This is a genomic window from Pseudomonas japonica (assembly GCF_013522925.1).
Classification (GTDB): domain Bacteria; phylum Pseudomonadota; class Gammaproteobacteria; order Pseudomonadales; family Pseudomonadaceae; genus Aquipseudomonas; species Aquipseudomonas japonica_A.
Map to the genome: position 1 here is coordinate 254269 of NZ_JAAMQU010000006.1, position 25251 is coordinate 279519.

General features: G+C 62.1%; 23 protein-coding genes. 4 read left to right on the forward strand and 19 right to left on the reverse strand.

What is annotated here, in order from left to right; all coding sequences use genetic code 11:
* Positions 1-14: 14 nt before the first annotated feature.
* From odhB to sdhC, 6 genes are all read right to left on the reverse strand, one after another.
* Positions 15-1247 carry a 2-oxoglutarate dehydrogenase complex dihydrolipoyllysine-residue succinyltransferase gene (gene odhB / locus G7016_RS12175; protein ID WP_181114435.1) on the reverse strand — a complete coding sequence of 411 codons (1233 nt, stop codon included), beginning with the start codon at positions 1245-1247 and terminating at the stop codon, positions 15-17.
* 23 nt (positions 1248-1270) lie between these two features.
* Positions 1271-4117, reverse strand: a complete 2847-nt coding sequence (locus G7016_RS12180; RefSeq protein ID WP_181114437.1) for a 2-oxoglutarate dehydrogenase E1 component — start codon at positions 4115-4117, stop codon at positions 1271-1273.
* Between the two features lie 241 nt (positions 4118-4358).
* Positions 4359-5063, reverse strand: a complete 705-nt coding sequence (locus G7016_RS12185) for a succinate dehydrogenase iron-sulfur subunit (protein WP_181114440.1) — start codon at positions 5061-5063, stop codon at positions 4359-4361.
* Between the two features lie 14 nt (positions 5064-5077).
* Positions 5078-6850 carry a succinate dehydrogenase flavoprotein subunit gene (gene sdhA, locus G7016_RS12190; RefSeq protein ID WP_181114442.1) on the reverse strand — a complete coding sequence of 591 codons (1773 nt, stop codon included), beginning with the start codon at positions 6848-6850 and terminating at the stop codon, positions 5078-5080.
* Positions 6851-6853: 3 nt separating this feature from the next.
* Positions 6854-7222 carry a succinate dehydrogenase, hydrophobic membrane anchor protein gene (sdhD, locus tag G7016_RS12195; RefSeq protein WP_181114444.1) on the reverse strand — a complete coding sequence of 123 codons (369 nt, stop codon included), beginning with the start codon at positions 7220-7222 and terminating at the stop codon, positions 6854-6856.
* Positions 7216-7602 carry a succinate dehydrogenase, cytochrome b556 subunit gene (gene sdhC / locus G7016_RS12200; protein ID WP_181114446.1) on the reverse strand — a complete coding sequence of 129 codons (387 nt, stop codon included), beginning with the start codon at positions 7600-7602 and terminating at the stop codon, positions 7216-7218. Before sdhC ends, sdhD begins: the two co-directional genes overlap by 7 nt.
* A 350-nt stretch (positions 7603-7952) precedes the next feature.
* Between sdhC and gltA the strand changes: the two genes are divergently transcribed.
* The 3 genes from gltA to G7016_RS12215 all read left to right on the forward strand — a co-directional run bounded on the left by gltA (position 7953) and on the right by G7016_RS12215 (position 10821).
* Positions 7953-9242 (forward strand): citrate synthase, encoded by a 1290-nt coding sequence (gltA, locus tag G7016_RS12205; protein ID WP_181114448.1) that lies wholly within the window; start codon positions 7953-7955, stop codon positions 9240-9242.
* A gap of 133 nt (positions 9243-9375) precedes the next feature.
* Positions 9376-10137, forward strand: a complete 762-nt coding sequence (locus G7016_RS12210) for a hypothetical protein (protein WP_181114450.1) — start codon at positions 9376-9378, stop codon at positions 10135-10137.
* Positions 10138-10167: 30 nt separating this feature from the next.
* Positions 10168-10821: a hypothetical protein gene (locus G7016_RS12215; protein ID WP_181114452.1), complete on the forward strand. Its 654-nt coding sequence runs from the start codon at positions 10168-10170 to the stop codon at positions 10819-10821.
* A 58-nt stretch (positions 10822-10879) separates the two neighbouring features.
* Here G7016_RS12215 and G7016_RS12220 read toward each other — a convergent pair whose 3' ends face one another.
* From G7016_RS12220 to G7016_RS12260, 9 genes are all read right to left on the reverse strand, one after another.
* Complete coding sequence (locus G7016_RS12220) at positions 10880-11482, reverse strand: START domain-containing protein (RefSeq protein WP_181114454.1); 603 nt, start codon at positions 11480-11482, stop codon at positions 10880-10882.
* A 16-nt stretch (positions 11483-11498) separates the two neighbouring features.
* Positions 11499-11777, reverse strand: a complete 279-nt coding sequence (locus G7016_RS12225) for a YkgJ family cysteine cluster protein (protein WP_181114456.1) — start codon at positions 11775-11777, stop codon at positions 11499-11501.
* Between the two features lie 113 nt (positions 11778-11890).
* Complete coding sequence (locus G7016_RS12230; RefSeq protein ID WP_181114458.1) at positions 11891-12451, reverse strand: hypothetical protein; 561 nt, start codon at positions 12449-12451, stop codon at positions 11891-11893.
* A gap of 89 nt (positions 12452-12540) precedes the next feature.
* Positions 12541-13986 (reverse strand): aminotransferase-like domain-containing protein, encoded by a 1446-nt coding sequence (locus G7016_RS12235; protein ID WP_181114460.1) that lies wholly within the window; start codon positions 13984-13986, stop codon positions 12541-12543.
* A 121-nt stretch (positions 13987-14107) separates the two neighbouring features.
* Positions 14108-14926, reverse strand: coding sequence for an OmpA family protein (locus G7016_RS12240; protein ID WP_181114462.1), 819 nt, complete (start codon positions 14924-14926; stop codon positions 14108-14110).
* Positions 14923-15258, reverse strand: coding sequence for a DUF4398 domain-containing protein (locus G7016_RS12245; RefSeq protein WP_181114589.1), 336 nt, complete (start codon positions 15256-15258; stop codon positions 14923-14925). The genes G7016_RS12240 and G7016_RS12245 overlap by 4 nt, the downstream gene beginning before the upstream one ends.
* A gap of 25 nt (positions 15259-15283) precedes the next feature.
* Positions 15284-16096, reverse strand: coding sequence for a substrate-binding periplasmic protein (locus G7016_RS12250; protein WP_181114464.1), 813 nt, complete (start codon positions 16094-16096; stop codon positions 15284-15286).
* Positions 16097-16186: 90 nt separating this feature from the next.
* Complete coding sequence (locus tag G7016_RS12255) at positions 16187-17116, reverse strand: electron transfer flavoprotein subunit alpha/FixB family protein (RefSeq protein WP_181114466.1); 930 nt, start codon at positions 17114-17116, stop codon at positions 16187-16189.
* Positions 17116-17865 carry an electron transfer flavoprotein subunit beta/FixA family protein gene (locus G7016_RS12260; RefSeq protein WP_181114467.1) on the reverse strand — a complete coding sequence of 250 codons (750 nt, stop codon included), beginning with the start codon at positions 17863-17865 and terminating at the stop codon, positions 17116-17118. Before G7016_RS12260 ends, G7016_RS12255 begins: the two co-directional genes overlap by 1 nt.
* Positions 17866-18352: 487 nt before the next feature.
* Here G7016_RS12260 and G7016_RS12265 point away from each other — a divergent pair, with 487 nt between their 5' ends.
* Positions 18353-20008, forward strand: a complete 1656-nt coding sequence (locus G7016_RS12265) for an electron transfer flavoprotein-ubiquinone oxidoreductase (RefSeq protein WP_181114468.1) — start codon at positions 18353-18355, stop codon at positions 20006-20008.
* Positions 20009-20083: 75 nt separating this feature from the next.
* Here the strand turns inward: G7016_RS12265 and G7016_RS12270 are convergent, their stop codons facing one another.
* Genes G7016_RS12270 through dgoD form a run of 4 tightly spaced genes read right to left on the reverse strand, consistent with a single transcriptional unit; the run spans position 20084 to position 25242 of the window.
* Complete coding sequence (locus G7016_RS12270) at positions 20084-21817, reverse strand: S8/S53 family peptidase (protein ID WP_181114469.1); 1734 nt, start codon at positions 21815-21817, stop codon at positions 20084-20086.
* Between the two features lie 56 nt (positions 21818-21873).
* A complete protein-coding gene (locus G7016_RS12275; RefSeq protein WP_181114471.1) occupies positions 21874-22650 on the reverse strand; it encodes an IclR family transcriptional regulator in 777 nt (258 codons plus the stop codon).
* 60 nt (positions 22651-22710) lie between these two features.
* Positions 22711-24033 carry an MFS transporter gene (locus tag G7016_RS12280; RefSeq protein ID WP_181114474.1) on the reverse strand — a complete coding sequence of 441 codons (1323 nt, stop codon included), beginning with the start codon at positions 24031-24033 and terminating at the stop codon, positions 22711-22713.
* Positions 24034-24093: 60 nt separating this feature from the next.
* Entirely contained in the window at positions 24094-25242 is a 1149-nt protein-coding gene (gene dgoD / locus G7016_RS12285) for a galactonate dehydratase (protein ID WP_181114476.1), read from the reverse strand.
* Positions 25243-25251 lie beyond the last annotated feature (9 nt).

Here is a 25251-nt window from a genome sequence, read left to right on the forward strand (position 1 = left end):
AGCCGAGGCTGCGATTAGATGTCGAGCAGAAGACGAGCCGGATCTTCCAGCAGGTTCTTGATGGTGACCAGGAAGGTTACCGCTTCCTTGCCATCGATCAAGCGGTGATCGTACGACAGTGCCAGATACATCATCGGGCGGATCACTACCTGGCCATTGATGGCCATCGGGCGCTGGATGATGTTGTGCATACCCAGGATCGCCGCCTGCGGCGGGTTCACGATCGGGGTGGACATCATCGAACCGAAGGTGCCGCCGTTGGTGATGGTGAAGGTACCACCGGTCATCTCTTCAATGGACAACTTGCCGTCGCGTGCCTTCTTGCCGAAGGTGGCGATGCCGTTCTCGATTTCCGCCAGGCTCATCTGCTCGGCATTACGCAGTACAGGTACCACCAGGCCGCGATCGCTGGACACAGCCACGCCTACGTCAGCGTAGCCGTGGTAAACGATGTCGGAACCGTCGATGGACGCGTTCACCGCCGGGAAACGCTTCAGCGCCTCGGTGGCAGCCTTCACGAAGAAGGACATGAAGCCCAGGCGTACGCCATTGTGGGACTTCTCGAACAGGTCCTTGTACTTCGAGCGCAGTGCCATGACTTCGGTCATGTCCACTTCGTTGAAGGTGGTCAGCATGGCCATGTTGGACTGTGCTTCGACCAGACGCTCGGCGACCTTGGCACGCAGGCGGGTCATCGGCACGCGCTTCTCGACGCGATCGCCCGCAGCGGTAACCGGAGCGGCGGCAGCGGCAGGCTTGGCGGCAGGTGCCTGAGCCGGAGCGTTTTTCTTCGCTTCGACCGCGGCTACCACGTCTTCCTTGGTGATGCGACCGTCTTTACCGGTGCCCTTGATGCTGTTCAGCGCAATGCCGTTCTCTTCGGCCAGCTTGCGAGCGGCCGGGCCGCCCATGGCGTCCTCGTCGGCGCTGGCAGGTTCAGCGGCAGCGGCAGCCACGGTAGCGGCAGCCGAGGCACCGGCAGGCGCGGCAGCAGGAGCAGCGGCAGCACCGCCAGCTTCGATCGAGCCCAGCAGCTCGTCGGAGAGCACGGTGTCGCCTTCGTTCTTGACGATAGCGCCCAATACGCCATCAGCGGTGGCGAGAACTTCCAGCACGACCTTGTCGGTTTCGATGTCGACGATCAGTTCGTCACGCTTGACGGCTTCGCCCGGCTTTTTGTGCCAGGTGGCAACGGTACCGTCGGCAACCGATTCCGGGAAAGTGGGGGCTTTGATCTCGATAGCCATTATCAGTAGTTCCTTAATTCGGTTCAGTGCGCGTTGGCGTTGACAGTGAAAGCGTCATGGAGCAGTTTTTCCTGCTGCTCGGCGTGCATCGAAGCGTAACCGACGGCAGGTGCGGCCGAAGCCTCGCGGCCGGCGTATTCCACCGTCAGCGACCTGTTATGGTTACCGATCACACGGCGCATGTGATGCTGGCTGCTGTACCAGGCACCCTGGTTCATCGGCTCTTCCTGGCACCACACTACGGTCTGCAGGTTGGTGTACGGCGCGAGGATCTCGGCCAGATCGTTGTCCGGGAACGGATACAGCTGCTCCAGGCGCAGGATGACGGTGTCTTCGCGGCCGTCGGCACGGCGTTTTTCGAGCAGGTCGTAGTACACCTTGCCGCTGCACAGCACCAGGCGAGTCACCTTGGCCGGATCGAGGTTGTCGATCTCCGGGATGACAGTCTGGAACGAGCCTTCGGCCAGGTCTTCGAGGGTCGAGACCGCCAGCTTGTGACGTAGCAGCGACTTGGGCGTGAGTACCACCAGCGGCTTGCGCAGCGGGCGGATCACCTGGCGGCGCAGCAAATGGTAGATCTGCGCAGGCGTGGTGGGTACGCATACCTGGATATTGTGCTCGGCGCACAGTTGCAGGTAACGCTCCAGGCGCGCCGACGAGTGCTCCGGCCCCTGCCCTTCGTAGCCGTGCGGCAGCAACATGGTCAGCCCGCACAGGCGGCCCCATTTGTGCTCGCCACTGGTGATGAACTGGTCGATCACCACCTGGGCACCGTTGGCGAAGTCACCGAACTGCGCTTCCCAGATCACCAGCGAATTTGGCGAGGTGGTTGCATAGCCATACTCGAACGCCAGCACCGCTTCCTCGGACAGGAAGGAGTCATAGAGCTCGAAGCTTGGCTGGCCGCCGAACAGATGACGCATCGGCACATAGGTCCCGGCGTCCTTCTGGTTGTGGAGCACGGCATGACGGTGCGAGAACGTCCCGCGGCCGATGTCCTGGCCAGTCATGCGAACCGGGTGGCCTTCGAACAGCAAGGTGGCGTAGGCCATGGTTTCGGCGTAGCCCCAGTTGATCGGCAAGCCACCGGCCTGCATCTTCTGGCGATCTTCGTAGATCTTCGCTACCTGGCGCTGAACCACGAAACCTTCCGGCACTTCCAGCAGCTTGGCGGACAGTTCTTGCAGGGTCTTGAGGTCGAAGCGGGTGTCGTGGCGCGCGGTCCAGGCGTGGCCCAGGTAAGGCCGCCAGTCCACGAACAACTCCTTGTTCGGCTCTTTGACCAGGCTTTTCACCACGTGCAGGCCGTTGTCCAGTGCGCTGCGGTATTCGTCTACCTGCGACTGGGCGATATCTGCGGTGATGGCGTTGCCCTGCACCAGGCGCTCGGCATACAGCTCACGGGTAGTGCGCTGCTTGGCGATCTGCTGATACATCAGCGGCTGGGTGCCGCTCGGTTCGTCCGCCTCGTTGTGGCCGCGACGGCGGTAGCACACCAGGTCGATCACCACGTCGCGCTTGTACTGCATGCGATAGTCGATGGCGAGCTGGGTCACGAACAGGACGGCTTCCGGATCATCGCCGTTCACGTGCAGGATCGGCGCCTGGATCATCTTGGCAACGTCGGTGCAGTACTCGGTCGAACGAGCGTCACGTGCGTTGCTGATGGTGAAGCCAACCTGGTTGTTGATCACGATGTGCACGGTGCCGCCGGTCTTGAACCCGCGGGTCTGCGACATCTGGAAGGTTTCGAGTACAACGCCCTGCCCGGCGAACGCGGCGTCGCCGTGGATGGACACGGGTACAACCTTGTCACCGGCGCTATCGTTGCGGCGATCCTGACGAGCGCGGACCGAACCCTCTACCACCGGCGAAACGATTTCCAGGTGAGACGGGTTGAACGCCAGCGCCAGGTGAACTTCACCACCGGAAGTCATCACGTTGGAGGAGAAACCCTGGTGATACTTGACGTCGCCAGAGCCCAGCTCGACCTTCTTCTTGCCTTCGAACTCGTCGAACAGATCGCGCGGGTTCTTGCCGAAGGTGTTCACCAGTACGTTCAGGCGGCCACGGTGCGCCATGCCGATAACGATTTCCTTCGCACCGTAGGAACCGGAGCGCTGGATGATCTCGTCGAGCATGGGGATCAGGCTCTCGCCCCCTTCCAGACCGAAACGCTTGGTGCCCGGGTACTTGGTGCCCAGGTACTTCTCAAGGCCCTCGGCAGCAGTGACGCGCTCCAGCACATGGCTCTGCACTTCCGGGGAGTATACCGGACGCCCGCGCACGCTTTCGAGGCGCTGCTGGAACCAGGCGCGCTGCTCGGAATCGACGATATGGGTGAACTCGGCGCCGATGGTGCGGCAATATGTCAGCTGTAACGCTTCCTGGATCTCGCGTAGGCTCGCTTCTTCCTTGCCGATGAACAGGTCGCCGGTACGGAAGGTCGTGTCAAGATCGGCATTGGTCAAGCCGTAATGATTGATCGACAGGTCTGCCGGAGCGGGCCGTTGCCACAAGCCCAGCGGGTCCAGCTGGGCCGCCTGGTGGCCCTGCATCCGGTACGCATGAATCATGCGCAGCACTTCAACCTGCTTCTTCTCGTGCTCAGTGCTTACGCTCCCGGCGGAAACCGGTTGAGCGCGGCGCTGATTTTTCGCCAGCAGCACGAAATGATCACGAACGGTCGAGTGCGAAACGTCGGGGGCGGTGCTGCCTTCGGCGGGCAACTTCTGGAAGTAGGTGCGCCACTCTTCTGGCACAGCGTTAGGGTCGTGCAGGTAAAGCTCGTAGAGCTCTTCCACATAGGCAGCGTTACCACCTGAAAGGTGGGCGCTTTCCCACATGCGCTGCATCACGCTTTCTTGCATGCTTGGTCACCCTCGGTTAGGGGCCACCACCGGCGCGAACCACGGTGTGCCTGAACAAGTCCGGTGCAGCGACTCGAACACAGCCACCAAGGGTTACGCAGATAGTCCGGGTACCAGCCCGGATGCCCCTGCTGGTCTCATTTCGTCAAATAAAAGCGTCAGCCGTGAGGCGTCTGCTCAAGTTGTCGCCGTAGCCGAGCTGGCGGGCCCGACCACGGCGTGTTTCTGTGCTGCGGGTAGATCAGATGCCGCTTTGCAGCAACATGTTACGCACGTGACCGATGGCTTTCGTAGGGTTCAGACCCTTCGGGCACACGTTCACGCAGTTCATGATGCCGCGGCAGCGGAACACGCTGAAGGGATCGTCCATTGCGGCCAGACGCTCTTCGGTGCGCGTATCGCGGCTGTCCGCGAGGAATCGGTAAGCCTGAAGCAGCGCGGCCGGGCCCAGGAACTTGTCCGGGTTCCACCAGAACGACGGGCAGGACGTGGAGCAGCAAGCGCACAGAATGCACTCGTACAGGCCGTCCAGCTTCTCGCGGTCTTCGGGCGACTGAAGCCGCTCGATGGCCGGTGCCGGGGTGTCATTCTGCAGGTACGGCTTAACTTTTTCGTACTGCTTGTAGAAGATGCTCATATCGACGACCAGGTCACGAATGACCGGCAGCCCAGGCAGCGGGCGCAATACCAGCTTGTTGCCCTTCACCACGGCAGACAGCGGCGTGATGCACGCCAGGCCGTTCTTGCCGTTGATGTTCATGCCGTCGGAGCCGCAAACACCCTCGCGGCAGGAACGACGGTACGAGAAGCCCTCGTCCTGTTCCTTGATGAGCGCGAGTACGTCCAGAACCATCAGGTCCTTGCCGCCGGTATCGACCTGGAAGTCGACCATCTTCGGTGCGGCGTCCTGGTCCGGGTTGTAACGATAAACACTGACTTGCAACATAGCGGTCATCACCCTTAGTAGGTCCGGACTTTAGGTTCGAAAGCCGGCACGGTTTTCGGCGCGAAGTTCACGGCACGCTTGGCGACGCGCTTTTCACCCGGGTAGTAAAGGGTGTGGCACAGCCAGTTTTCGTCGTCACGGTCTTCGTAGTCTTCGCGGGCATGGGCACCACGCGATTCCTTGCGCTCCTCGGCCGCGATCGCGGTGGCCTCGGCGACTTCCAGCAGGTTTTGCAGTTCCAGCGCCTCGATGCGGGCGGTGTTGAACCCCTGGCTCTTGTCGTTGATCTTCACATTGGCAATTCGTTCACGCAGGGTCGCCAGCTGAGCGATACCCTTCTGCATGTATTCGCCGGTGCGGAATACGCCGAAGTAGTTCTGCATGCAGTTCTGCAGCTCGCGACGCAGGGTTGCCACGTCTTCACCGGTGGTGCGTTCGTTCAGGCCGCTCAGGCGAGCCAGGGCAACGTCCACATCGGTGGCGCTCGCGTCACGGTATTCGATACCGTCGCTGAGCGCTTTCTCGAGGTGCAGGCCAGCGGCGCGACCGAATACCACCAGGTCGAGCAGCGAGTTGCCGCCCAGGCGGTTGGCACCGTGAACCGATACGCACGCGACTTCACCGACCGCGAACAGGCCTGGAATGATCACATCCTGACCGCTGGCGTCCTGCGTCATCGCCTGGCCATGAATGTTGGTGGCAACGCCGCCCATCATGTAGTGGCAGGTTGGAACAACCGGCACCGGCGCGACCACAGGGTCGACGTGGGCGAAGGTTTTCGACAGCTCGCAGATGCCTGGCAGGCGGCTGTGCAGCACTTCCTCGCCCAGGTGGTCCAGCTTGAGCATCACGTGGTCGCCGTTCGGGCCACAGCCGTTGCCGGCGATGATTTCCTTGACCATCGAACGGGCGACCACGTCGCGGCCGGCGAGGTCCTTGGCGTTGGGCGCATAGCGCTCCATGAAACGCTCGCCGTGCTTGTTGATCAGGTAACCGCCTTCACCGCGGCAACCTTCAGTGACGAGTACACCGGCGCCGGCGATGCCGGTGGGGTGGAACTGCCACATTTCGATGTCCTGCACCGGCACGCCGGCCCGCAGGGCCATGCCCACGCCGTCACCGGTGTTGATCAGGGCATTGGTGGTGGAAGCGTAGATACGCCCTGCCCCGCCCGTAGCCAGTACGGTGGCCTTGGCTCGGATGTAGACGGTTTCGCCGGTTTCGATGCAGATGGCAATGACGCCGACGAAGGCGCCGTCCTGGTTCTTGACCAGGTCGACCGCGTACCACTCGTTGAGGAAGGTGGTACCGGCTTTCAGGTTGCCCTGATAAAGCGTGTGCAGGAGGGCGTGACCGGTACGGTCGGACGCAGCGCAGGTACGCGCAGCCTGGCCACCCTTGCCGAAGTCCTTGGACTGGCCACCGAACGGGCGCTGGTAGATGCGGCCGGTTTCGGTACGGGAGAACGGCAAGCCCATGTGGTCCAGCTCGAAGACCGCAGCCGGGCCCTCCTGGCACATGTATTCGATCGCGTCCTGGTCACCGATGTAGTCCGACCCCTTTACGGTGTCGTACATGTGCCAGCGCCAGTCATCGTTCGGATCCGCCGAAGCGATTGCGCAGGTGATGCCACCCTGGGCCGATACGGTGTGCGAGCGGGTCGGGAAGACCTTGGTGACCACGGCGGTCTTGTGGCCGCCTTGAGCCAGTTGCAGCGCGGCGCGCATGCCGGCGCCGCCGCCACCGATGATGATGGCGTCGTAGTTGAGCGTACGGATGTTGGACATGAATCAAATACCCCAGAGAATCTGCACACCCCAGACGAAGTAGGCGAACATTGCTACGCCACACACCGCCTGGAACAGGAACCGCACGACAGTCGCCGACTTGCCCAGCGCCATCGGCGTGAGGTAGTCGGTGGAGATGGTCCACATGCCGACCCAGGCGTGAGCGCTGAGGGCAACGAGGGACAGCAAGCTGAAGATGCGCATCCAGTTATTGGAGAACAGGGCATGCCACTGGGCGTAGTTCAGCCCGGGGTGTGCCACCAGGTAGCCGATCAGGAAAATGAAGTACACCGCGAGAACGACGGCCGAAACCCGCTGCGCCATCCAGTCGTAAAGGCCCGAACGGGACAGGTTAGTGACGTTGGTTACCATATCCAGACTCCCGCCAGAACGATCAGCACTACAGAAACGACGATGACGATCTTGGAGCCGAGCTTGCCGCCCTCGAGCGTCTCACCCACGCCAGTGTCCATGATCAGGTGGCGAACACCGGCCACCAGATGATAAAGCAGAGCGGAGAGCAGGCCCCACATCACAAGCTTGGCCAGCGGACTGGTCAGATACGCCTTCACCTCGCCAAAGCCTTCCTCGGAACCCAGCGACTTGCCCAGCGCGTAGAGCGCGATGGCAATGCCAAGAAACAGGATGACACCGGAAACGCGATGGAGAATGGACGTGTAAGCAGTGACGGGAAGTTTGATGGTCCTTAGGTCTAGGTTTACAGGTCGTTGGCTATTCACGGCTTTTTTCACACTGAAGAGCCCCCAGCAAGCAGGGCAAAGTTGTAGGGAAGTGTACTGGTCAGGTACCCACCACCCGGGGAGTGACACGACAGCGGAGCGGGCCGGAAAGCCCCTGACGGTCGGACGCCGAGTATAGACAGTTAGGATACTAATGACAACGTAAAGGACTGTTCCGCAAACCGTGTTGCGACGCCTCTCGAAAAGGCGTAAACGGCGATGGAAAACGGCGGAATCGATACCGCTCGAAGGCCTGTACGGCAGGCTTTTGGCAAATTGACTTTAGGATTTATCACACTATAGTGGTGCGGGCCCTGCGTGGGGGGTCTGTCTGATGATTTGAAGCATTAATAGGAGGCCACATGGCTGACAAAAAAGCGCAGTTGATCATCGAGGGCGCAGCCCCCGTCGAGCTGCCGATTTTAACCGGCACCGTTGGTCCCGAAGTAATTGACGTGCGGACCCTGACCACTACCGGTCGCTTCACCTTCGACCCGGGCTTCATGTCCACCGCGTCGTGCGAATCGAAGATCACCTACATCGATGGCGACCAGGGTGTATTGCTCCACCGCGGCTACCCTATCGAACAACTCGCCGAAAACTCCGACTACCTCGAAACTTGCTACCTGCTGCTTAATGGCGAACTGCCAAACGCCGAGCAGAAGGCAAAGTTCGTCAGCACCGTGAAAAATCACACCATGGTGCACGAGCAGTTGAAGACGTTCTTCAACGGCTTCCGCCGTGATGCCCACCCCATGGCCATCATGTGCGGCGTAGTAGGCGCCCTGTCGGCGTTCTACCACGACTCCCTGGACATCAAGAACCCGCAGCACCGGGAAATCTCGGCCGTTCGCCTGATCGCGAAAATGCCCACCCTGGCAGCGATGGTGTACAAGTACTCCATGGGCCAGCCCATGATGTACCCGCGCAATGACCTGTCGTACGCCGAAAACTTCCTGCACATGATGTTCAACACCCCGTGCGAGATCAAGCCGATCAGCCCGGTGCTGGCCCGCGCAATGGACCGGATCTTCATCCTCCACGCCGACCATGAGCAGAATGCGTCCACCTCCACGGTGCGCCTGGCAGGCTCTTCGGGCGCCAACCCGTTTGCCTGTATCGCCGCCGGTATTGCCGCACTCTGGGGCCCTGCCCACGGCGGCGCGAACGAAGCCGTACTGGCCATGCTCGATGAAATCGGCGACGTGTCGAACATCGACAAGTACATTGCCAAGGCCAAGGACAAGAACGACCCGTTCAAACTCATGGGCTTCGGCCACCGGGTGTACAAGAACTTCGATCCTCGCGCCAAGGTAATGAAACAGACCTGCGACGAAGTGTTGGCCGAACTTGGCATCAAGAACGACCCGCAACTGGAACTTGCCATGCGCCTGGATGAAATTGCGCGCAACGACCCTTATTTCAAGGAGCGCAATCTCTACCCGAACGTAGACTTCTACTCGGGTATTATCTTGAAGGCGATTGGCATTCCAACCAGCATGTTCACTGTGATCTTCGCACTGGCGCGGACAGTCGGCTGGATTTCGCACTGGAAGGAAATGCTCTCCAGCCCCTACAAGATCGGTCGCCCACGTCAGTTGTATACTGGCGAACCGAAGCGGGACCTGCAAAAGCTGGAAGATCGCAAGTAAGTTTGCCTGCCCGCCATCCAGGGGCGGGCACTGATGGATAGCGAGGAAATTGCTCCGTCTGCGCTCGGCGTATACACAGCGTCATGATTGGGCCGTGCCTTGAGCACGGCCCAAATCCTGAAAGGACGCTGAAATGAATCCCGACCAAAGTATCAGTTATCTGAACGCCCTCTCGATGCCAGCCCTCGCACCTTTGGGGGACGACATTTCGCTGGACACACCACCCGTACTGCAGCCTAGCGAAACCGGCCCCGGCGCCGGCCTCCAGGGCAACAAGCTCATCGCCTTCACTTCCGCCCTCGAGCCAAAATACAGGGAAGCCGTCAAGTACTGCACTCAGATCGCGCAGAGCGCGGCCGATGCCGCCTACGACCAACTTTCGCAGCGCTTGCAGTGGTACGCCAAGTACACTGAGGTACTCAAGCATGCGGGCTGGATCGGTAGCAACAATCAGCTCAGCGAGTACAAGCATTCAAAAACCGACCTCACCATGGAACAGGTTGCCTTGCAGCTGATCCAGGCAGCGGCTGGGGCCAATGCGGCCTCGATTCTTGAGATCACCCAGCTGGCGGTAGATGCATTGAAGAGCAACGAGGCAGCCAACCTCAAGCTCGAAAAATCGTCCAGCCAAAGCTCCAATGGCGCGTTCGACATCCTGCCGTGTCTGCAGAGCGATGATGAAGTAGTCATGTATGACCATGCCATGATCTTCACCCGCAAAAAATCCAGCGGTGGCTTCTGGTTCTGGAGCTGGAAAGCCGAGCACGTGGACCTCACCCATGTGGCTAACGAGTGGACGCTCAACTACGACTTCTACACAAGCGTAGAAGCCACCATTCGTAAAAAGCTTGGCGTGGCCTCCGAGAACTTCTTCGAGAGTCTTGACCTCGCCTGATCGGCTGTCGCGCATTTGCCAGGAGGCTGCATGGATCCCGCCCCATATGACATTTATCGAAACGCCACTTCGCTTGTCTTCGCGCCTTCAGACGCGGATGCACTGCTGATAAGCGACGCCCTGGACAGCGCCCTCCTCGCCCAGTTGCAGGCCGGAAAAACGGCCGAGCCGTTCACGGACCCGGAGCGCTGGGACAAGGCTCGCCTGGCGACCCTGGGCCACCTACAGTGGGTAGCGACTTCCAGCAAGGCCTCAGAGATTGCTCAGGAAGGCACCTTTACCTTGGCTGGGCTGCTGGGGCTGGAAGTACCGGAGATCAGGGCAACGCAACTGACCGAAGCACTGGCCCCGCTGTTGCTGCCCGAAACGTGGCTTGAAGGCCTGTGGGCCCGGGTCAATAAGGGCGGCGTACAGGTAAGGGCCAATGTCATGGAGGTGCGCCGCAACGGTGAACTTGCCTGGACCAGCATCTCGTTTGCGGCGTCGAGCAGCCTCGGTTGGTGCGGACCCTACGACGCCACGGGCGATGAGCCTGTCACGGTCCGTATCGTTCGCTCCACCCACGCTTTCAGCGATGGTGCCGATGGGTACGCGCAGGTACGTGAAAAGGTGATCACAGCGCTGGGCACGTTGCGCTACAGCCAGAACCACTGGATAGCCACCAACGCTATCCACAAAGCCTGAACCGGACCAGGCCCTTCACCTTGAAGGGCCTGGTACTTCTACCGCTCGAGCCTTCCGCTCAAGGCTGCTCGGCTTTGGCTTTCAAACCTTTGAGTGTATTGAAGGGAGCATCGACCACGAACTTGTTCGCAATCATGGACGGGACGCTACCGCCCGGTTCGGTATGTACCTGGTAAGTGACAATCGTGTCCGCCCCCTTGGGCTCCATCTTCCAGAAACCCTCTACCTGGGCAACACGCACAAAGCCCTTTTCCTCCGGCAGGTAGGTAGGGACGCCCTTCAGCGTCCGAGTTAAGCTGCCATCGGCACCCTCGCTGGTAGTCACCTGCAACACCGAGTCGCGTGGCGTTACCGGCCACGGCGTATTGAACTGCGTGTAGGTCCAGCTTTGGGCTCCCTCGTGCTTGAGCAGCTTCTGAGCCTTGCACTCGTGAATCCAGGCGCAGGCGCCCGCTACGTCTTCCTGCAACGCACGCACCCGTGCCAGGGGCGCATGAATCGTCGCTACCCCTTTATAGGCTTTGTAATCGGACCCAGGGACACTGCTGAGGGACACGGTAATGCCGCCCTCGTCCTTTACAACCTGCCAATCCTCGGCAATGGCTTGCGCCGAAATCCACGGCAGCACGCAAAACGCGGCCACTCGATACATCGCTCTCATAGGTTTTCCTTTTTATTCACGAGATGCAGGTCTGCGCCCTTTCACTCCCGGTAGCCCCTTCCAGCCAAGTGAGTATCCGCACCGCATCCAGATTGTCCGTACCGCAAAAGGCTACGTCAGCCTGGAAAGCACTGCACACCGCCGGCCGCTCCGGGCGGCCGAAAATCTGGCACAGGTTGTCCGGCCCAAGTTGCACGCAGCGCTCACCCGCAGGTTTGCCGTTGGGCATACCCGGAATCGGGGAAGAAATGGACGGTGCGATACAGCACGCACCGCAACCTGCGCGGCATAGCATGACGGAGCTACTCCAGGACGAGAATAATGGGATGGCGCCCCGCGATAGTAACCGCCCAAACAGGTGTTTGAAACCTCTGTTCGACGTGTCGCACAAAGGCCGGGGCCGTAGCGCTACTGCTTGAACTTGAAATCCAGCGCGGCGCCGTCGACCTCTCGGCGGCTTTCATTACGTAGTTGCAGGTCCATTTCATTAGTAAGCAGGCGCCCGTTCAGCTGGAACGGCTCTGCCCCGTCCTTCGAAGTGAACAGCGAGGGCAGCAAGGGCTTGCCGTCGGCGCTGGGCGCGGCGGCCACTGGCTTGGCCGCCTCGGCCTGGCCTGGCGGCTGGAGCTGGTTGACCATGTCCTTCGGCAAGCTGAGGTCCAGCTTGGCCGCCGGGATATCCGAGGCGATCACATCCGCCGATTTGCGAGCCTTGGATTTACTGGCCACTGCCTTCGATGCCTTGCCCTTTGCCGCTGCTACCGGCTTGGACGTGGCCTTGCCTTGCGACTTGGCGAGCGCCTGTTTCGAGGGCTTCGCTTTGGCAGCGGGCGTGGCGGGTAGTGAGGACGACACCGGGGCTGGCGCGCCCAACGTGAATTGCTCGGGAGCGGCCGCTCCAACAGGCGCCGCGATCAGCGGCGTGGCTAACACAGTCAGCAGGCAGAGCAGAGGCTTGAGACAGTTCATTTCAGGCTGGCCACCACGGTCGGACACCCCCTATGCTCACCCTCGCCAGCTGCGATGGCAAGAGGCGAACCGCTTGCAGTTCCGACCGCTCAGTACCATGCGCTGTTCCCTGTCTCTTCACACAATTGCGTGGCCAGCACGCCAAGGGTCATGAGCGCCCGCTCCGCCTCACGATCCCAGGGGATGCCGCAGTTCAGGCGGATACAGTGATTGAATTGTTCCGTGTTGCTGAAGATCAGCCCAGGCGCGATGCTGATCCCTTGATCCAGGGCACGAACGTGCAATTCCTGCGTATTCACTCGCCCCGGCAGGCTCACCCACAGAATGAAGCCCCCGATTGGCCGCGTCATTTGAGTGCCTACGGGAAAATGCTGCTGAACCGCAAGCTGATACGCGGTGAGGTTCTTGCGGTACTCCTGCCTGATGTGGCGCAAATGCCGATCGTAACCGCCGTTCTCCAGATAACTGGCGATGGCCATCTGGGTGACGCTGCACGCTGAGTGCGTGCTGAAGGTCTGTAACCGCTGGATCTCGGCCTGGTGCTTGCCGGCGATCATCCAGCCAATACGAACACCTGGAGAAAGCGTTTTGGAAAAGCTTGAACAGTAGATCACATGGCCGTGGCGATCATAGGCCTTCAAGGCCTTGTGTCGCCCCTGATCAAACATCAGCTCGCCGTGAATATCATCTTCGATGATCTGGATGTTGAATTCGGCGGCCAGGCGCAGCAGCTGTTTCTGCCGCTCTTCCGGCACCACGCCGCCCAAGGGGTTGCTCAGCCGGGAGGTCATCATCAGCGCCTTGATCGACCACTGATTCGCCGCCAGCTGCAAAGCCTCCAGGCTGATCCCGGCGGTGGGGTCGCTGGGGATCTCTATCACTTTCAAGCCCAGCAGGTCGGCCAGCTGCAGCAGGCCGTAATAGGTCGGTGATTCTGCGGCAATCAGGTCCCCCGGGCGCGTGAGCGTGCGCAAGGCCATTTGCAAGGCATCCACGCAGCCATGGGTAATCACCAGTTCGGAAGGGTCGACCACCACGCCAGCATCGCGCATGCGAATGGCGATCTGCCGGCGCAAGGGTTCGTAGCCAGGGCTGAACATGTAGCTGAACGCCCGCGGGCTCTGGAAGCGGGTGACCTTGGCGATCTGCTGGTGCAGCGCCCGCACGGGCAGGTATTCAACATGGGGCACAGCGGCACCAAGGGCGAACACACCGTCGCGCCTGGACTCATCCAGCACCTGTTGAATGATACTGCTGCGGGTAACCAACCCTGGCCGTTCCACCCGGGCAATGTCCGGGGTGGGCGCCGTGAGCGCCGGCGTCTGGTGCACGTAATAGCCCGATTGAGGACGGGCGCGGATCAGCCCTTGATCCTCGAGGTTGGCGTAAGCCTGCAAGACTGTGGCGTGGCTGACATTGAGCTGGGCGCTCATCTTGCGGACCGAAGGCACACGCTCGCCGGGTTGATACACACCCTTGCGGATGTCTTCGGCCAACTGTTGGGCAATACGCTGATACAGCAACAGGTTCGTCATCGGCGCTGGCTTTCCACCGTGTATAGGAACAGTTGCGAACTGTACGGGGACAGTTGCGCTAGAGAGCCAAAGGATAACGCCAGCGGCCCCTCAGTACGAGAGGCGCTGGCGTTGGGGCAGCTTACTGACGTTTCTCGCCCAGCGCGCCGGCCCGGTCCGAGATCACGATCTCCACGCGGCGGTTGAGCGCCCTGCCCCGCTCGGTGGCATTGGCTTCGACGGGGTACTGGTCGCCGTACCCTTGCACGTCGATGCGTCGCTCCTCCACGCCAAGGTCCACCAGCATGTCCGCCACTGCCTGCGCCCGATCCTTCGACAACTTGAGGTTGTCTTCCGCGGCGCCGGTGCTGTCCGTATAGCCCTCGATGCGGATGGTCCGGCGAGGGTTCATTTGCAGGAACTGCACGAGCTTGAGCAGGGTGCGATTGGCTGAAGGCTTGAGGTCGGCCTCGCCGGTATCGAACAGCACATCGCCCAGAGTAAGCACCAGGCCGCGATCCGCATCTGTGGTGGTCAATGCCAGCAGTTGATCTTCCAGCCACTGGCCTTGGCGCTGCACGCTGAGCAACTTGGACTCGCGCAAGGCAAGCTGCAGGCGCTCACGCTCCAGGCCCTGACGTTGCAGTTGATCGAGGTTGGCGGCGGCTTCGCTGTGAGCCAGGGCGATATCCGTGTAGCGCATGCTGAGGTAGGCATAGTGGCGCACATCATCGCCGGCGCCCCAGTAACCGGACAACCGTTCGGCCCGGGCCAGGGATTCTCCCGCGCGAATAACGTCCTTGGGCGCGTGGCGCAGCACCTCGGTATTGTCCCGCACGCCCTGGAAGCGCGCCGACGCCTGGGACACCGCTTCATCAGCGGCGTGGTTGGCGCAACCGGCAAGGCCCAACGCCAGCCAGGCGCCGATCACCGGGCGCCATGCATGACGAACGCGGCTCATTGCACATCTCCCAGCTGCTTGTGCAGGCGCTGGATGCGGGCGTTCATCTGGGCCAATTGCTCGCGGCTCTTGCGGGTGAGCTCGTTGGCTTCCGCCAGGCGAGCGTCGAGCTCGGCTTGTTCCAGGGCCATGCGCGCCGCCTTGTTGTTATGGTCAGCCAGATCCGCCCTGGCTTGGGCTGCCTTGCTCAGCGCATCGGCGAGCGGCGTGGTGTTATCCGCTGCACCCACGGCGCGGGCCTGTTCGATCGCTTGCTCGGTGAGGCGCAGCTGTTCATCGGGTACAGGGTCGGTGGCGCAGCCGGCGAGCGCCAGCAGCGCTCCGGCGATCATCAATCGTTTGTTCACACAGCGTTTCCTATGGTTTGACCGCCCCGGACATCGCCTGCTGCTGTTGCTTCCAGCGCTCGGCGTTACGTTGCAGGATCGGCTGGATCCCGCCGGAGGCGGCCAATTCTGTCATCTTTTTCGCCAGCTGTCCGCGCAGCCAGCCATCGTTGCAGGCAGAGTCCTGAGCAATGGCCAGGTAAATTCCCGGACGGTCCACAGCCACCTCGCTGGCCAGGACGCGCCCGTCCAGCCCGAGCGCAGCGACCGCCGCCGCGCCGGCATAACGGGGGGCGATGGCATAGTCCGCCTTGCCTTGCGCCAGCGACTCAAGGGTATGGGTAAGGTTTTCGGCAGGCTGCAGCGCGAGGTGCTCAGCCGCGAACGCAGCGAACGCAGGTGTTGGCCGAGCCTTGGCGGACATCACCCCGCGGTGGCCGGGCAGGTCCGCAAGCGTCGAATAAGTGATGGTCGAGCCCTGGCGGCTCCACACCAGATAATCGTTGAAGGCCAATGCGGGATGAACGTAGTCCAGATGCTCGAGGTCGGCCTCGGTCAGCACGGCATCAGCGAGGATATCCATACGGCCGCTGCGCACTTCTTCCAGAGCCTGTGAGCGGCGGCCTGCGTACAGCACGTCGATTTTCACGCCCAGCTGCGCGGCAACGCTGGCCAGCACGTCCACGCTCGCACCGATCAGCTTGCGTGGGTCCGCCGGGTCGCGCCAGGCATAGGGCGGAGCGTCGGGGCTGGCAGTGGCCACCAGCCGCTCGCAGCTTCCGGCGGCCAGGCACAGGGATGGGAACGCAGCCACGCAGGCCAGCCAATACGACGCAATTCGCATGATGGGTTCAGGCTTTGTCTGTTCTGGAGGGCGGAGCATATAAAAAAACCCGGGCGATTGCCCGGGTTCCTTTGCTGCGACTCGCAGCGATCACACCAGCTTTTCGAATTCCGGGATGATCTCGAACAGGTCACCTACCAGGCCATAATCGGCGACCTGGAAGATCGGGGCTTCTTCGTCCTTGTTGATCGCGACGATCACCTTGGAGTCCTTCATGCCCGCCAGGTGCTGGATCGCGCCGGAGATACCGACGGCGATGTACAGCTGCGGCGCGACGATCTTGCCGGTTTGACCCACTTGCATGTCGTTGGGCACGAAGCCTGCGTCCACCGCAGCGCGCGAAGCGCCCACGGCCGCGCCGAGTTTGTCGGCCAGGGCGTACAGGTGCTTGAAGTTGTCACCGTTCTGCATGCCACGGCCACCGGACACCACGATCTTGGCGGCGGTGAGCTCAGGACGATCCGACTTGGCCAACTCTTCCCCAACGAAGGCGGACAGGCCTGCGTCTTTCACGTCGCTGACCGCTTCCACAGCTGCCGAACCACCCTCGGCGGCGACCGGGTCGAAGCCGGTGGTACGCACGGTGATCACCTTCACCGCCGCGCTCGATTGCACGGTGGCAATGGCGTTGCCGGCGTAGATCGGGCGCTTGAAGGTGTCGGCGCTTTCAACCGAGATGATCTCGGAGATCTGGTCCACGTCCAGCTGGGCGGCCACGCGCGGCAGGAAGTTCTTGCCGTTGGTGGTGGCCGGGGCCAGCACGTGGCTGTAGCCCGATGCCAGGCCCACGATCAGCGGGGCCACGTTCTCGGGCAACTGATGCGCATAGGCGGCATTGTCGGCGACCAGCACCTTGGCCACGCCAGCCACTTTCGCGGCGGCTTCGGCCACGGCGCTCACGCCCTGCCCGGCAACCAGCACGTGTACATCACCGCCGATCTTCTGAGCCGCGGCGACGGTGTTCAGGGTAGCGCCAGCCAGTGCGCCGTTTTCGTGTTCAGCGATAACCAGGATAGCCATCAGATTACCTTCGCCTCGTTCTTCAGTTTTTCGACCAGTTCGGCGACCGACTTGACCTTCACACCGGCGCTGCGCGTGGCAGGCGCCTCGACCTTCACGGTCTTGTTGGTGGAAGCAGTGGAAACACCGAGCGCTTCAGGCGTGAAGGTTTCCAGAGGCTTCTTCTTGGCCTTCATGATGTTGGGCAGCGACGCATAGCGCGGTTCGTTCAGGCGCAGGTCGGTGGTGACGATAGCGGGCAGGTTCAGCGCAACCGTTTGCAAGCCGCCGTCGATTTCGCGGGTAACGTTCAGCTTGTCACCGGCCAGTTCGACCTTGGAGGCGAAGGTACCCTGAGCGTAACCAGTGAGCGCAGCCAGCATCTGGCCGGTCTGGTTGTTGTCGCTGTCGATGGCCTGCTTGCCGAGGATCACCAGCTGTGGCTGTTCCTTGTCGACCACCGCCTTGAGGGCCTTGGCGATCGCCAGGGAGCCCAGCTCCTCGGCGGTGTCTACCAGCACGGCGCGGTCGGCGCCCAATGCCAGCGCGGTGCGCAGTTGTTCCTGGGCAGTGGCAGGCCCGACCGTGACCACGACCACCTCGGTAGCCACGCCTTTTTCCTTCAGGCGAACCGCTTCTTCCACGGCGATCTCGCAGAAGGGGTTCATCGACATCTTGACGTTGGCAAGATCGACCCCGGAGTTGTCCGCCTTGACGCGAACCTTGACGTTGTAATCGACCACTCGTTTGACAGCTACAAGAACCTTCATGGATTCCTCGTTACTCTCCGGTGAATAAAATGTCGCAGGGCGGGCCTTGCGATCGCTCATGGCACGGCGCGCAAACCCGCGTGCGGCGACGGCGCTGAGCGCGTATCGACCAGCAGCGTAGCAGGTTGCGAGGCCGTGTTCGCCCGCCCCGAAGCCTTGGGCCCGGAAGCCGCCACACGGCGCGAAACCAGCTGTCACAAGCGACAGCCGGCCTGAAACCGCCCGTATCTTGACCGTATAGGAATACCCGGTCAATACGCGGAACCGGCCGGTCACGCTGCTGCATGCAGCGAGTTTACTGGCCTGTCGGGAATTCAAACAAACGTTTGATTTGGACCGGTCGCATGGTGTAGATATAATGCGCCGTCCGCGAAGAAGGGCCCGAACCGCCCCGCGCCGGCGCAACAGCATCACCGCTACAGGCGTGGCCTGCGTGCCAACCGCCCTTATTAGAAAAACCGTACCCGCCTGTGTTAGGAGAGAACCTGTGGAACGCGAATACATGGAATTCGACGTGGTCATCGTCGGGGCTGGCCCCGCGGGCCTGTCCGCTGCCTGCCGTATCAAGCAGAAGGCCGCCGAAGCCGGTAAGGAGGTCAGCGTCTGCGTGGTCGAGAAAGGCTCCGAGGTAGGCGCTCACATTCTCTCCGGCGCGGTGTTCGAGCCTCGCGCACTCAACGAGCTGTTCCCCAACTGGCAGGAGCTGGGCGCACCGCTCAACACTCCGGTCAAGCGGGACGACATCTATCTGCTGAATGATGCTCAACGCGCGCGGAAAATCCCCGATGCCTTCGTGCCTAAAACGATGCACAACGAAGGCAACTACATCATCTCTCTGGGCAACCTGTGCCGCTGGCTCGCCCAGCAGGCCGAAAACCTCGGCGTAGAGGTGTATCCAGGCTTCGCCGCCCAGGAAGCGCTGATCGACGAGCAAGGTGTGGTGCGCGGCATTCTCACCGGTGACATGGGCGTGGACCGTGAGGGCCACCCCAAGGACGGCATGTACACCCCCGGCATGGAGCTGCGTGGCAAGTACACGCTGTTCGCCGAGGGCTGCCGTGGCCACATCGGCAAGCAGCTGATCAAGCGCTTCAACCTGGACGCGGACGTCGACCCTCAGCACTACGCCATCGGCCTGAAGGAAATCTGGGACATCGACCCTGCTCGCCATGAACAGGGCCTGGTGGTGCACACGGCCGGCTGGCCATTGGACGACGCCAACCCGGGCGGCTCCTTCCTTTATCACCTGGAGAACAACCAGGTGGTGGTGGGGCTGATCGTCGACCTCTCCTACAGCAACCCCTTCCTGTCGCCGTTCGATGAGTTCCAGCGGTACAAGCACCACCCTGTGGTCAAGCAGTACCTGGAAGGTGGCAAGCGCGTGTCCTATGGTGCCCGCGCTATCGCCAAGGGCGGTTTCAACTCGTTGCCCAAGATGGTCTTCCCTGGCGGCGCGTTGGTCGGCTGCGACCTGGGCACGTTGAACTTCGCCAAGATCAAAGGCAGCCACACGGCGATGAAGTCCGGCATGCTCGCGGCCGATGCGGCGGTCGAGCGTCTGCTGGCCGACAGCGAAGGCGGCGATGTGCTTTCGGCCTACCCTGAAAGCTTCAAGGCCAGCTGGGTGTACGACGAGCTGTTCCGCAGCCGCAACTTCGGCGCGGCGATCCACAAGTGGGGCGCGGTCAAGGGCGGTGCGTTCAACTTCATCGACCAGAACCTCTTCGGCGGCAAGATCCCCTTCACCCTGCGGGACAAGACGCCGGACTACGCCACCCTCAAGCTGGCGGCGGACTCTGCGCGGATCGAATACCCCAAGCCGGATGGCAAGCTGAGCTTCGACAAGCTGAGTTCGGTGTTCCTCTCGGGCACCAACCACGAGGAGGAGCAGCCGTGCCACCTCAAGCTTCAGGACCCGAGCATTCCGATCGCGAAAAACCTGCCGCTGTACGATGAGCCGGCCCAGCGTTATTGCCCGGCAGGGGTATACGAGGTGATCACCAAGGAAGACGGCGAAAAACGCTTCCAGATCAACGCGCAGAACTGCGTGCACTGCAAAACCTGCGACATCAAGGACCCCGCCCAGAACATCACCTGGGTGGCACCTGAAGGGTCGGGCGGGCCTACCTACCCGAATATGTAAATGCATTGTTTCCCGGGTTTCACCCGGTCCCACAGGCAAAAGATCCGGGACCGGGCGGAATCCGGGAACATTGGGCTACCTTCGCCGATCCAGGCTCTGCACCGTCAGGTCCAGCGCTTTTTGCATGTCCAGCCGCGCTGAACGGCCGATGTCGGGGTGGTTGAGGTCGAAGTTGCGCTCCGAGGGAATGATCGGCGCGGTCAGGTCTTCACCGTCCGCGGGCTCGAAATCATCATCCCCGCCGATTGGCAGCGAGCTGCGCCGAAGCAGGATGCGCAGTTGCGCCGGGGTGAGCCGCGGGTTGATCGAGAGCATGGCCGCCGTAATGCCTGTCACCATCGGCGTGGCGAAGGAAGTGCCACAGTGCACGCTACCCTCCCCGTCCGCACCCGGGTCTACGCCATGGGTACAGGCGGCGGCGGAGATGTCCACGCGCAGATCCAGGTTGGACGACGCCCGGCGCACCGCGTAGTCGGGGCTGTTCACTGGCAGGTCTGGCTGCCCGCTACGCTCATGCCCGCCCACTACCAGCAATTGGTCGGTCACGAAGGACGACGGCAGCCGGTATTCATCCTGGCCTGCGAAGGACGCGCCGTTGCCTGCCGAGTTGATGACCACCACATCCGGGTGTTTGGCTTTCAGCCAGCGGAAGAACTCTTCGAGCAGCTCCTCGTAACCCGCCATCGCCACGCCTGAGCGAACCTGCGTGTCGATGTCGCCACCCTGCACCTTCTGCGTACCGATCCGGTGGAGCCCCCAGCTCCAGTTGAGGATGCGTGCACCGTCTTCCACCAGGTTCACAGACGCGGCGACATTGGCAGTGATGCCGGCATCCGAATCGCGCTCCACAATCACCTCGAAGCCTTTGCTCACGCCCTCCAGCCCGCGGAGGAAACCTGTATTGCCACCTTTCTGCCAATGGGCGAGCAACACCCCCGCCACGGTCGAGCCATGGGCCTGGGGGCTTTGCGCATCGCGGGCATAAAGGCAAGTACGTGGCAGTTCGCACGGGCCGAGGTATTCGGCAAAGCCCGGCGAGTCGAAGTCCACATTGCGTTCGATCACTCCAATACGCACCGGCGCCGCTTCTACAGGCGCACCCCGCGCAGCCACCCGGCGACGGTAGTAGTTCACCGCGTCGGCAAAGCGGTTGGCGGCCCATTCGTCAGGGGATTCCTTGCTCACGGGCACTTCCCGCTCTGCTTCCTCGGCCGAAGACTCCTCGATCACCACCCCGTCCACGCTGACCTCATGGCCGAGCCGGAGGATCAACGCATCGCGTTCCGTGAGGTTTTTCACCGGAAGGCGTAGCTGCCAGGTATTAAGTGCGGGAATGGCGCCCACGATCGTTGCGCCATACTTTTGCGACAGCTGCCGAACCTGATCGAGGCCGTCGTAGCGCTCCTCGATGATCACGCTGACCAGGTTGAGGTAAGTACTCAGCCCCTCGGCATTGGTTGCCATCTCGTTGAGCTTGGCCGCCACCACGTGATTGCCGGCCATGCTCAGCCACACGCCGTTGCTGCTACGCCCATCCTGCTCGAGGCGCAGCGGGCCGCTGGTGTCTTTGCCGGTTTCGAAGGTGATGCGCAAGCGGTCGCCGTCACGCTCAGTGGGTTTCGCTACGCCGCCCAGCCTGGCCTGTATCGGCCCGCTGGCAAGGCCGCTGACCTTGAGGCAAAACACCTGGCGCCGGGTATCGAGCAGGTCACCGCAGCGCTCCAGCTGCTGCAACCGTAATGGGTCTTCTGCCCGGGCGCCTGAGGCCACCCCGCACAGCACAAGAAAAAGCAGCCAGCGTCGTTCCATGAGGGGCCTTCTTTTCGGGCATTTTGCTGGTGTGACTGCCGGCCACGCCGCTTGGTTCAGCCGCCAAGCTCTCGGCTCAGGGCCAATGCCGTGGCTTGTACCGTGGGCGCGAGCAGCGTCATGCGCTCCAGCGACATGTAAGGCACCGTACTGGCCACGCTGATCGCCGCTACGATCTGCCGGCTGGCATCACGCACCGGCGCCGCCACGCAGCGGATCGAGGGCTCGTTGTCTTCCAGGTCGAAGGCATACTGGCCATCGACGTAAGCCAGCATCCGCGCCTGGAAGGCTTCCCAACCAGGTTCTTCGCGGTCAGCCCAAACAGCGGCTGCCGGGGGCTGGTTATCGAACAAGCGCCGCCATTCGGTTTCAAGGCTGTCCAGCAACAGCGCCTTGCCGATGCCGGTGCGGGTCAACGGCATGCGCTGGCCCACCCGGGAACGCATTTCGGGGCCATTGCGCCCGGGGTTCTTGTGCAGGTACAGCACTTGATCGCCATCGCGAACGGCCAGGTGCACGGTGTCGCCGGTGCTGGCGGACAGCTCGTCCAGCAACGGCGCCGCCAGCACCGCAAGGGGCAATTCGTCCCGGGCCTGGAAGCCCAGCTCGATCAACCGCGGCCCCAACCGGTAGCCGTTGTTGGCCGTAAGCCGCAAGTAACGCTCTTCCACCAGCGCGCTCACCAGCCGGTGAGTGGTGCTACGGGTGGTGCCCAAATGCGCAGCAATGCCCTTGAGGTCCCGGGCACCGGCGGCCACCGCCTGTATCACCGCCAGGCCGCGCAACAGTGTTTGAGTACCTGCGGGGGCGGCGCTCGGCGTGTCAGTTGGCATCGTCAGTCACCCTGGTTATCAGAAAAACGGCGAGCATTATCCGGCCCTCGTCTTTCGCCGTCACCTGTCGGCGATCTCGATCCGCTCTACCTTGCCCACCAACACCACATAGCACAGCGCACCGACCAGCGCGGTACCGGCAACATAGGTGATGGCCGGGGCGAAGGAGTCACCCGTGGCGAGGAAGCCGATGACAATCGGGGTGACGATGGCGGACAGGTTGCCGATGAAGTTGAACGTGCCGCCGGTAAGCCCGAGCAGCCGCGCCGGCGCCAGCGTGGACACCAACGACCAGGTGATGGAGGCTAATCCGTTGCCGAAGAACGCCAGGGCCAGACAACCAATTACCAACGGCGTGGAATCGAACCAGTTGGCACCGATGATGCTGGTGGAAATCAGCAGCCCACCGATGATCGGCAGCTTGCGCGCCAGGCCCACACTGGCACCGCGGCGGATCAGCCAGTCAGAAAACAGGCCGGAACACAGTACGCCTACGAAGGCGGCCAGGAACGGCAAGGATGCCAGCAGCCCCGACTTGATAAAGTCCATCCCACGGTACTTCACCAGGTAAGTAGGGAACCAGGTGAGGAAGAACCACAGCGTGGAATTGAGGCAGAACTGCCCGATGTAGATGCCCCACAGCTTGCGCTGGGTGAGCACGATTTTAAGGTCGTTAAGGTCAATGCCTTTGGCTTTGGGCTTGTGCGCGATGTCTACCAGCCCACCGCCTTCCTGGATCAACGCGATCTCGGCCTCATTGGCGCCACGGAATGCGCGCGGCTCGCGGTATAGCGCATACCACACCGCGGCCCACACCACGCCCACCAGCCCGGTGATCACGAACACCATGTGCCAGCCATAGGCCTGTTGCAGCCAGGCCAGCACCGGGGTAAGAAACGCCAGCCCCACGAATTGCCCCGAGGTATAGAAGCCGATGGCGGTCGCTCGCTCGCGCTCCGGGAACCAGGTGGTGACCACCCGGCTGTTGATCGGGTACGCCGGTGCTTCCAGCGCACCCACGGCCATGCGCAGCACGAACAGCGCCACAAAGCTGCCCACGAACCCCAGCGCCACCGTGGCCACCGACCACAGCACCAACGCCACGCTGTAGAGGATACGCGGCGGCACCCGGTCGACCAGCCAGCCGCCGGGGATTTGCATGGCGGCGTAGGTCCAGCCGAACGCCGAGAACACCAGCCCTACGTGGGCCGGGTCCAGCCCCAGCTCGGTGGTCAGGGCGGGGGCAGCGATGGACAGGTTGGAACGGTCCAGGTAATTGATCACCACGGTGATGAACAGCAGCACCATGATGAAAAACCGTTTACGGCTTGGCGTAGCCAGCGCCGTGCGCGCCGCGGCCGGGGTTGCGGTGTGGGTTTGCATGGGTCGGGTCTCTTGTCTTTATGTCCCTGATCGGTCACGGCGCGCTGGGCGCCGTGCCTGTTACCACTCGGCGAAGCTGCCGTCTGCGTGTCGCCAGATCGGGTTGCGCCAGCGGTGGCCGATGGCGGCGCGCTCACGCACGTACTCTTCGTTGATCTCGATCCCCAGGCCCGGGCCGTTCGGGATTTTCACGTAGCCGTTGTCGTAATCGAATACCTCCGGCTGGCGGATGTAGTCGAGCAAGTCGTTGCTTTCGTTGTAATGGATACCCAGGCTTTGCTCCTGGATAAAGGCGTTGTAGCAGGCCGCATCCAGTTGCAGGCACGCCGCCAGCGCGATCGGGCCCAAGGGGCAATGCAGCGCCAGCGCCACGTCATAGGCTTCGGCCATGGCGGCGATCTTGCGGGTTTCAGTGATGCCGCCGGCGTGGGAGGCGTCCGGCTGGATGATGTCCACGTAGCCCTCGCTGAGCACACGCTTGAAGTCCCAGCGCGAGAACAGCCGCTCGCCCAGGGCAATCGGCGTGCTGGTGAGCGGTGCCAGCTCCTTGAGCGCTTCGTAGTTTTCGCTCAGCACGGGCTCTTCGATAAACATCAGTTTGTACGGGTCCAACTCTTTCATCAGTACCTTGGCCATGGGCTTGTGCACCCGGCCGTGGAAGTCCACGCCGATACCCACGTTCGGCCCTACCGCGTCACGCACCGCGGCCACGCTGGCCAGGCAGCGGTCCACCTTGTCGAAACTGTCCACGAACTGCATTTCTTCGGTGCCGTTCATCTTCACCGCGGTAAAGCCCCGCTCCACCGCTTCTTTCGCGGCCTTGGCGGTTTCGGCCGGGCGATCGCCGCCGATCCACGAATACACGCGAATGCGCTCGCGCACTTGGCCACCCAGCAGGTCACTGACCGACACGCCAAGGGCCTTGCCCTTGATGTCCCACAAGGCCTGGTCGATCCCGGCCAGGGCGCTCATGTGAATCGCGCCACCGCGATAGAAGCCGCCGCGGTACAGCACCTGCCAGTGGTCTTCGATGTTGCGTGGGTCCTTGCCGATCAGGTAGTCGGCCAGCTCCTCTACGGCCGCGGCAACGGTATGAGCACGGCCTTCGACGACCGGCTCGCCCCAGCCACAAATGCCTTCATCGGTTTCGATCTTCAGGAAGCACCAGCGCGGCGGAACGATAAAGGTACTCAAACGGGTAATTTTCATCGCTTGTCT

What these genes read in the sequence shown, in the direction of transcription:
- G7016_RS12230 (WP_181114458.1), bottom strand. Translation starts at nt 12,451, where the DNA reads ATGAACTGTCTCAAGCCTCTGCTCTGCCTGCTGACTGTGTTAGCCACG.
- G7016_RS12240 (WP_181114462.1), bottom strand. Translation starts at nt 14,926, where the DNA reads ATGAGCCGCGTTCGTCATGCATGGCGCCCGGTGATCGGCGCCTGGCTG.
- sdhD (WP_181114444.1), bottom strand. Translation starts at nt 7,222, where the DNA reads ATGGTAACCAACGTCACTAACCTGTCCCGTTCGGGCCTTTACGACTGG.
- G7016_RS12250 (WP_181114464.1), bottom strand. Translation starts at nt 16,096, where the DNA reads ATGCGAATTGCGTCGTATTGGCTGGCCTGCGTGGCTGCGTTCCCATCC.
- G7016_RS12235 (WP_181114460.1), bottom strand. Translation starts at nt 13,986, where the DNA reads ATGACGAACCTGTTGCTGTATCAGCGTATTGCCCAACAGTTGGCCGAA.
- G7016_RS12245 (WP_181114589.1), bottom strand. Translation starts at nt 15,258, where the DNA reads ATGATCGCCGGAGCGCTGCTGGCGCTCGCCGGCTGCGCCACCGACCCT.
- G7016_RS12220 (WP_181114454.1), bottom strand. Translation starts at nt 11,482, where the DNA reads ATGAGAGCGATGTATCGAGTGGCCGCGTTTTGCGTGCTGCCGTGGATT.
- G7016_RS12215 (WP_181114452.1), top strand. Translation starts at nt 10,168, where the DNA reads ATGGATCCCGCCCCATATGACATTTATCGAAACGCCACTTCGCTTGTC.
- G7016_RS12280 (WP_181114474.1), bottom strand. Translation starts at nt 24,033, where the DNA reads ATGCAAACCCACACCGCAACCCCGGCCGCGGCGCGCACGGCGCTGGCT.
- G7016_RS12275 (WP_181114471.1), bottom strand. Translation starts at nt 22,650, where the DNA reads ATGCCAACTGACACGCCGAGCGCCGCCCCCGCAGGTACTCAAACACTG.
- G7016_RS12225 (WP_181114456.1), bottom strand. Translation starts at nt 11,777, where the DNA reads ATGCTATGCCGCGCAGGTTGCGGTGCGTGCTGTATCGCACCGTCCATT.
- odhB (WP_181114435.1), bottom strand. Translation starts at nt 1,247, where the DNA reads ATGGCTATCGAGATCAAAGCCCCCACTTTCCCGGAATCGGTTGCCGAC.
- G7016_RS12255 (WP_181114466.1), bottom strand. Translation starts at nt 17,116, where the DNA reads ATGGCTATCCTGGTTATCGCTGAACACGAAAACGGCGCACTGGCTGGC.
- dgoD (WP_181114476.1), bottom strand. Translation starts at nt 25,242, where the DNA reads ATGAAAATTACCCGTTTGAGTACCTTTATCGTTCCGCCGCGCTGGTGC.
- G7016_RS12210 (WP_181114450.1), top strand. Translation starts at nt 9,376, where the DNA reads ATGAATCCCGACCAAAGTATCAGTTATCTGAACGCCCTCTCGATGCCA.
- G7016_RS12180 (WP_181114437.1), bottom strand. Translation starts at nt 4,117, where the DNA reads ATGCAAGAAAGCGTGATGCAGCGCATGTGGGAAAGCGCCCACCTTTCA.
- G7016_RS12260 (WP_181114467.1), bottom strand. Translation starts at nt 17,865, where the DNA reads ATGAAGGTTCTTGTAGCTGTCAAACGAGTGGTCGATTACAACGTCAAG.
- G7016_RS12270 (WP_181114469.1), bottom strand. Translation starts at nt 21,817, where the DNA reads ATGGAACGACGCTGGCTGCTTTTTCTTGTGCTGTGCGGGGTGGCCTCA.
- gltA (WP_181114448.1), top strand. Translation starts at nt 7,953, where the DNA reads ATGGCTGACAAAAAAGCGCAGTTGATCATCGAGGGCGCAGCCCCCGTC.
- sdhA (WP_181114442.1), bottom strand. Translation starts at nt 6,850, where the DNA reads ATGTCCAACATCCGTACGCTCAACTACGACGCCATCATCATCGGTGGC.
- G7016_RS12185 (WP_181114440.1), bottom strand. Translation starts at nt 5,063, where the DNA reads ATGTTGCAAGTCAGTGTTTATCGTTACAACCCGGACCAGGACGCCGCA.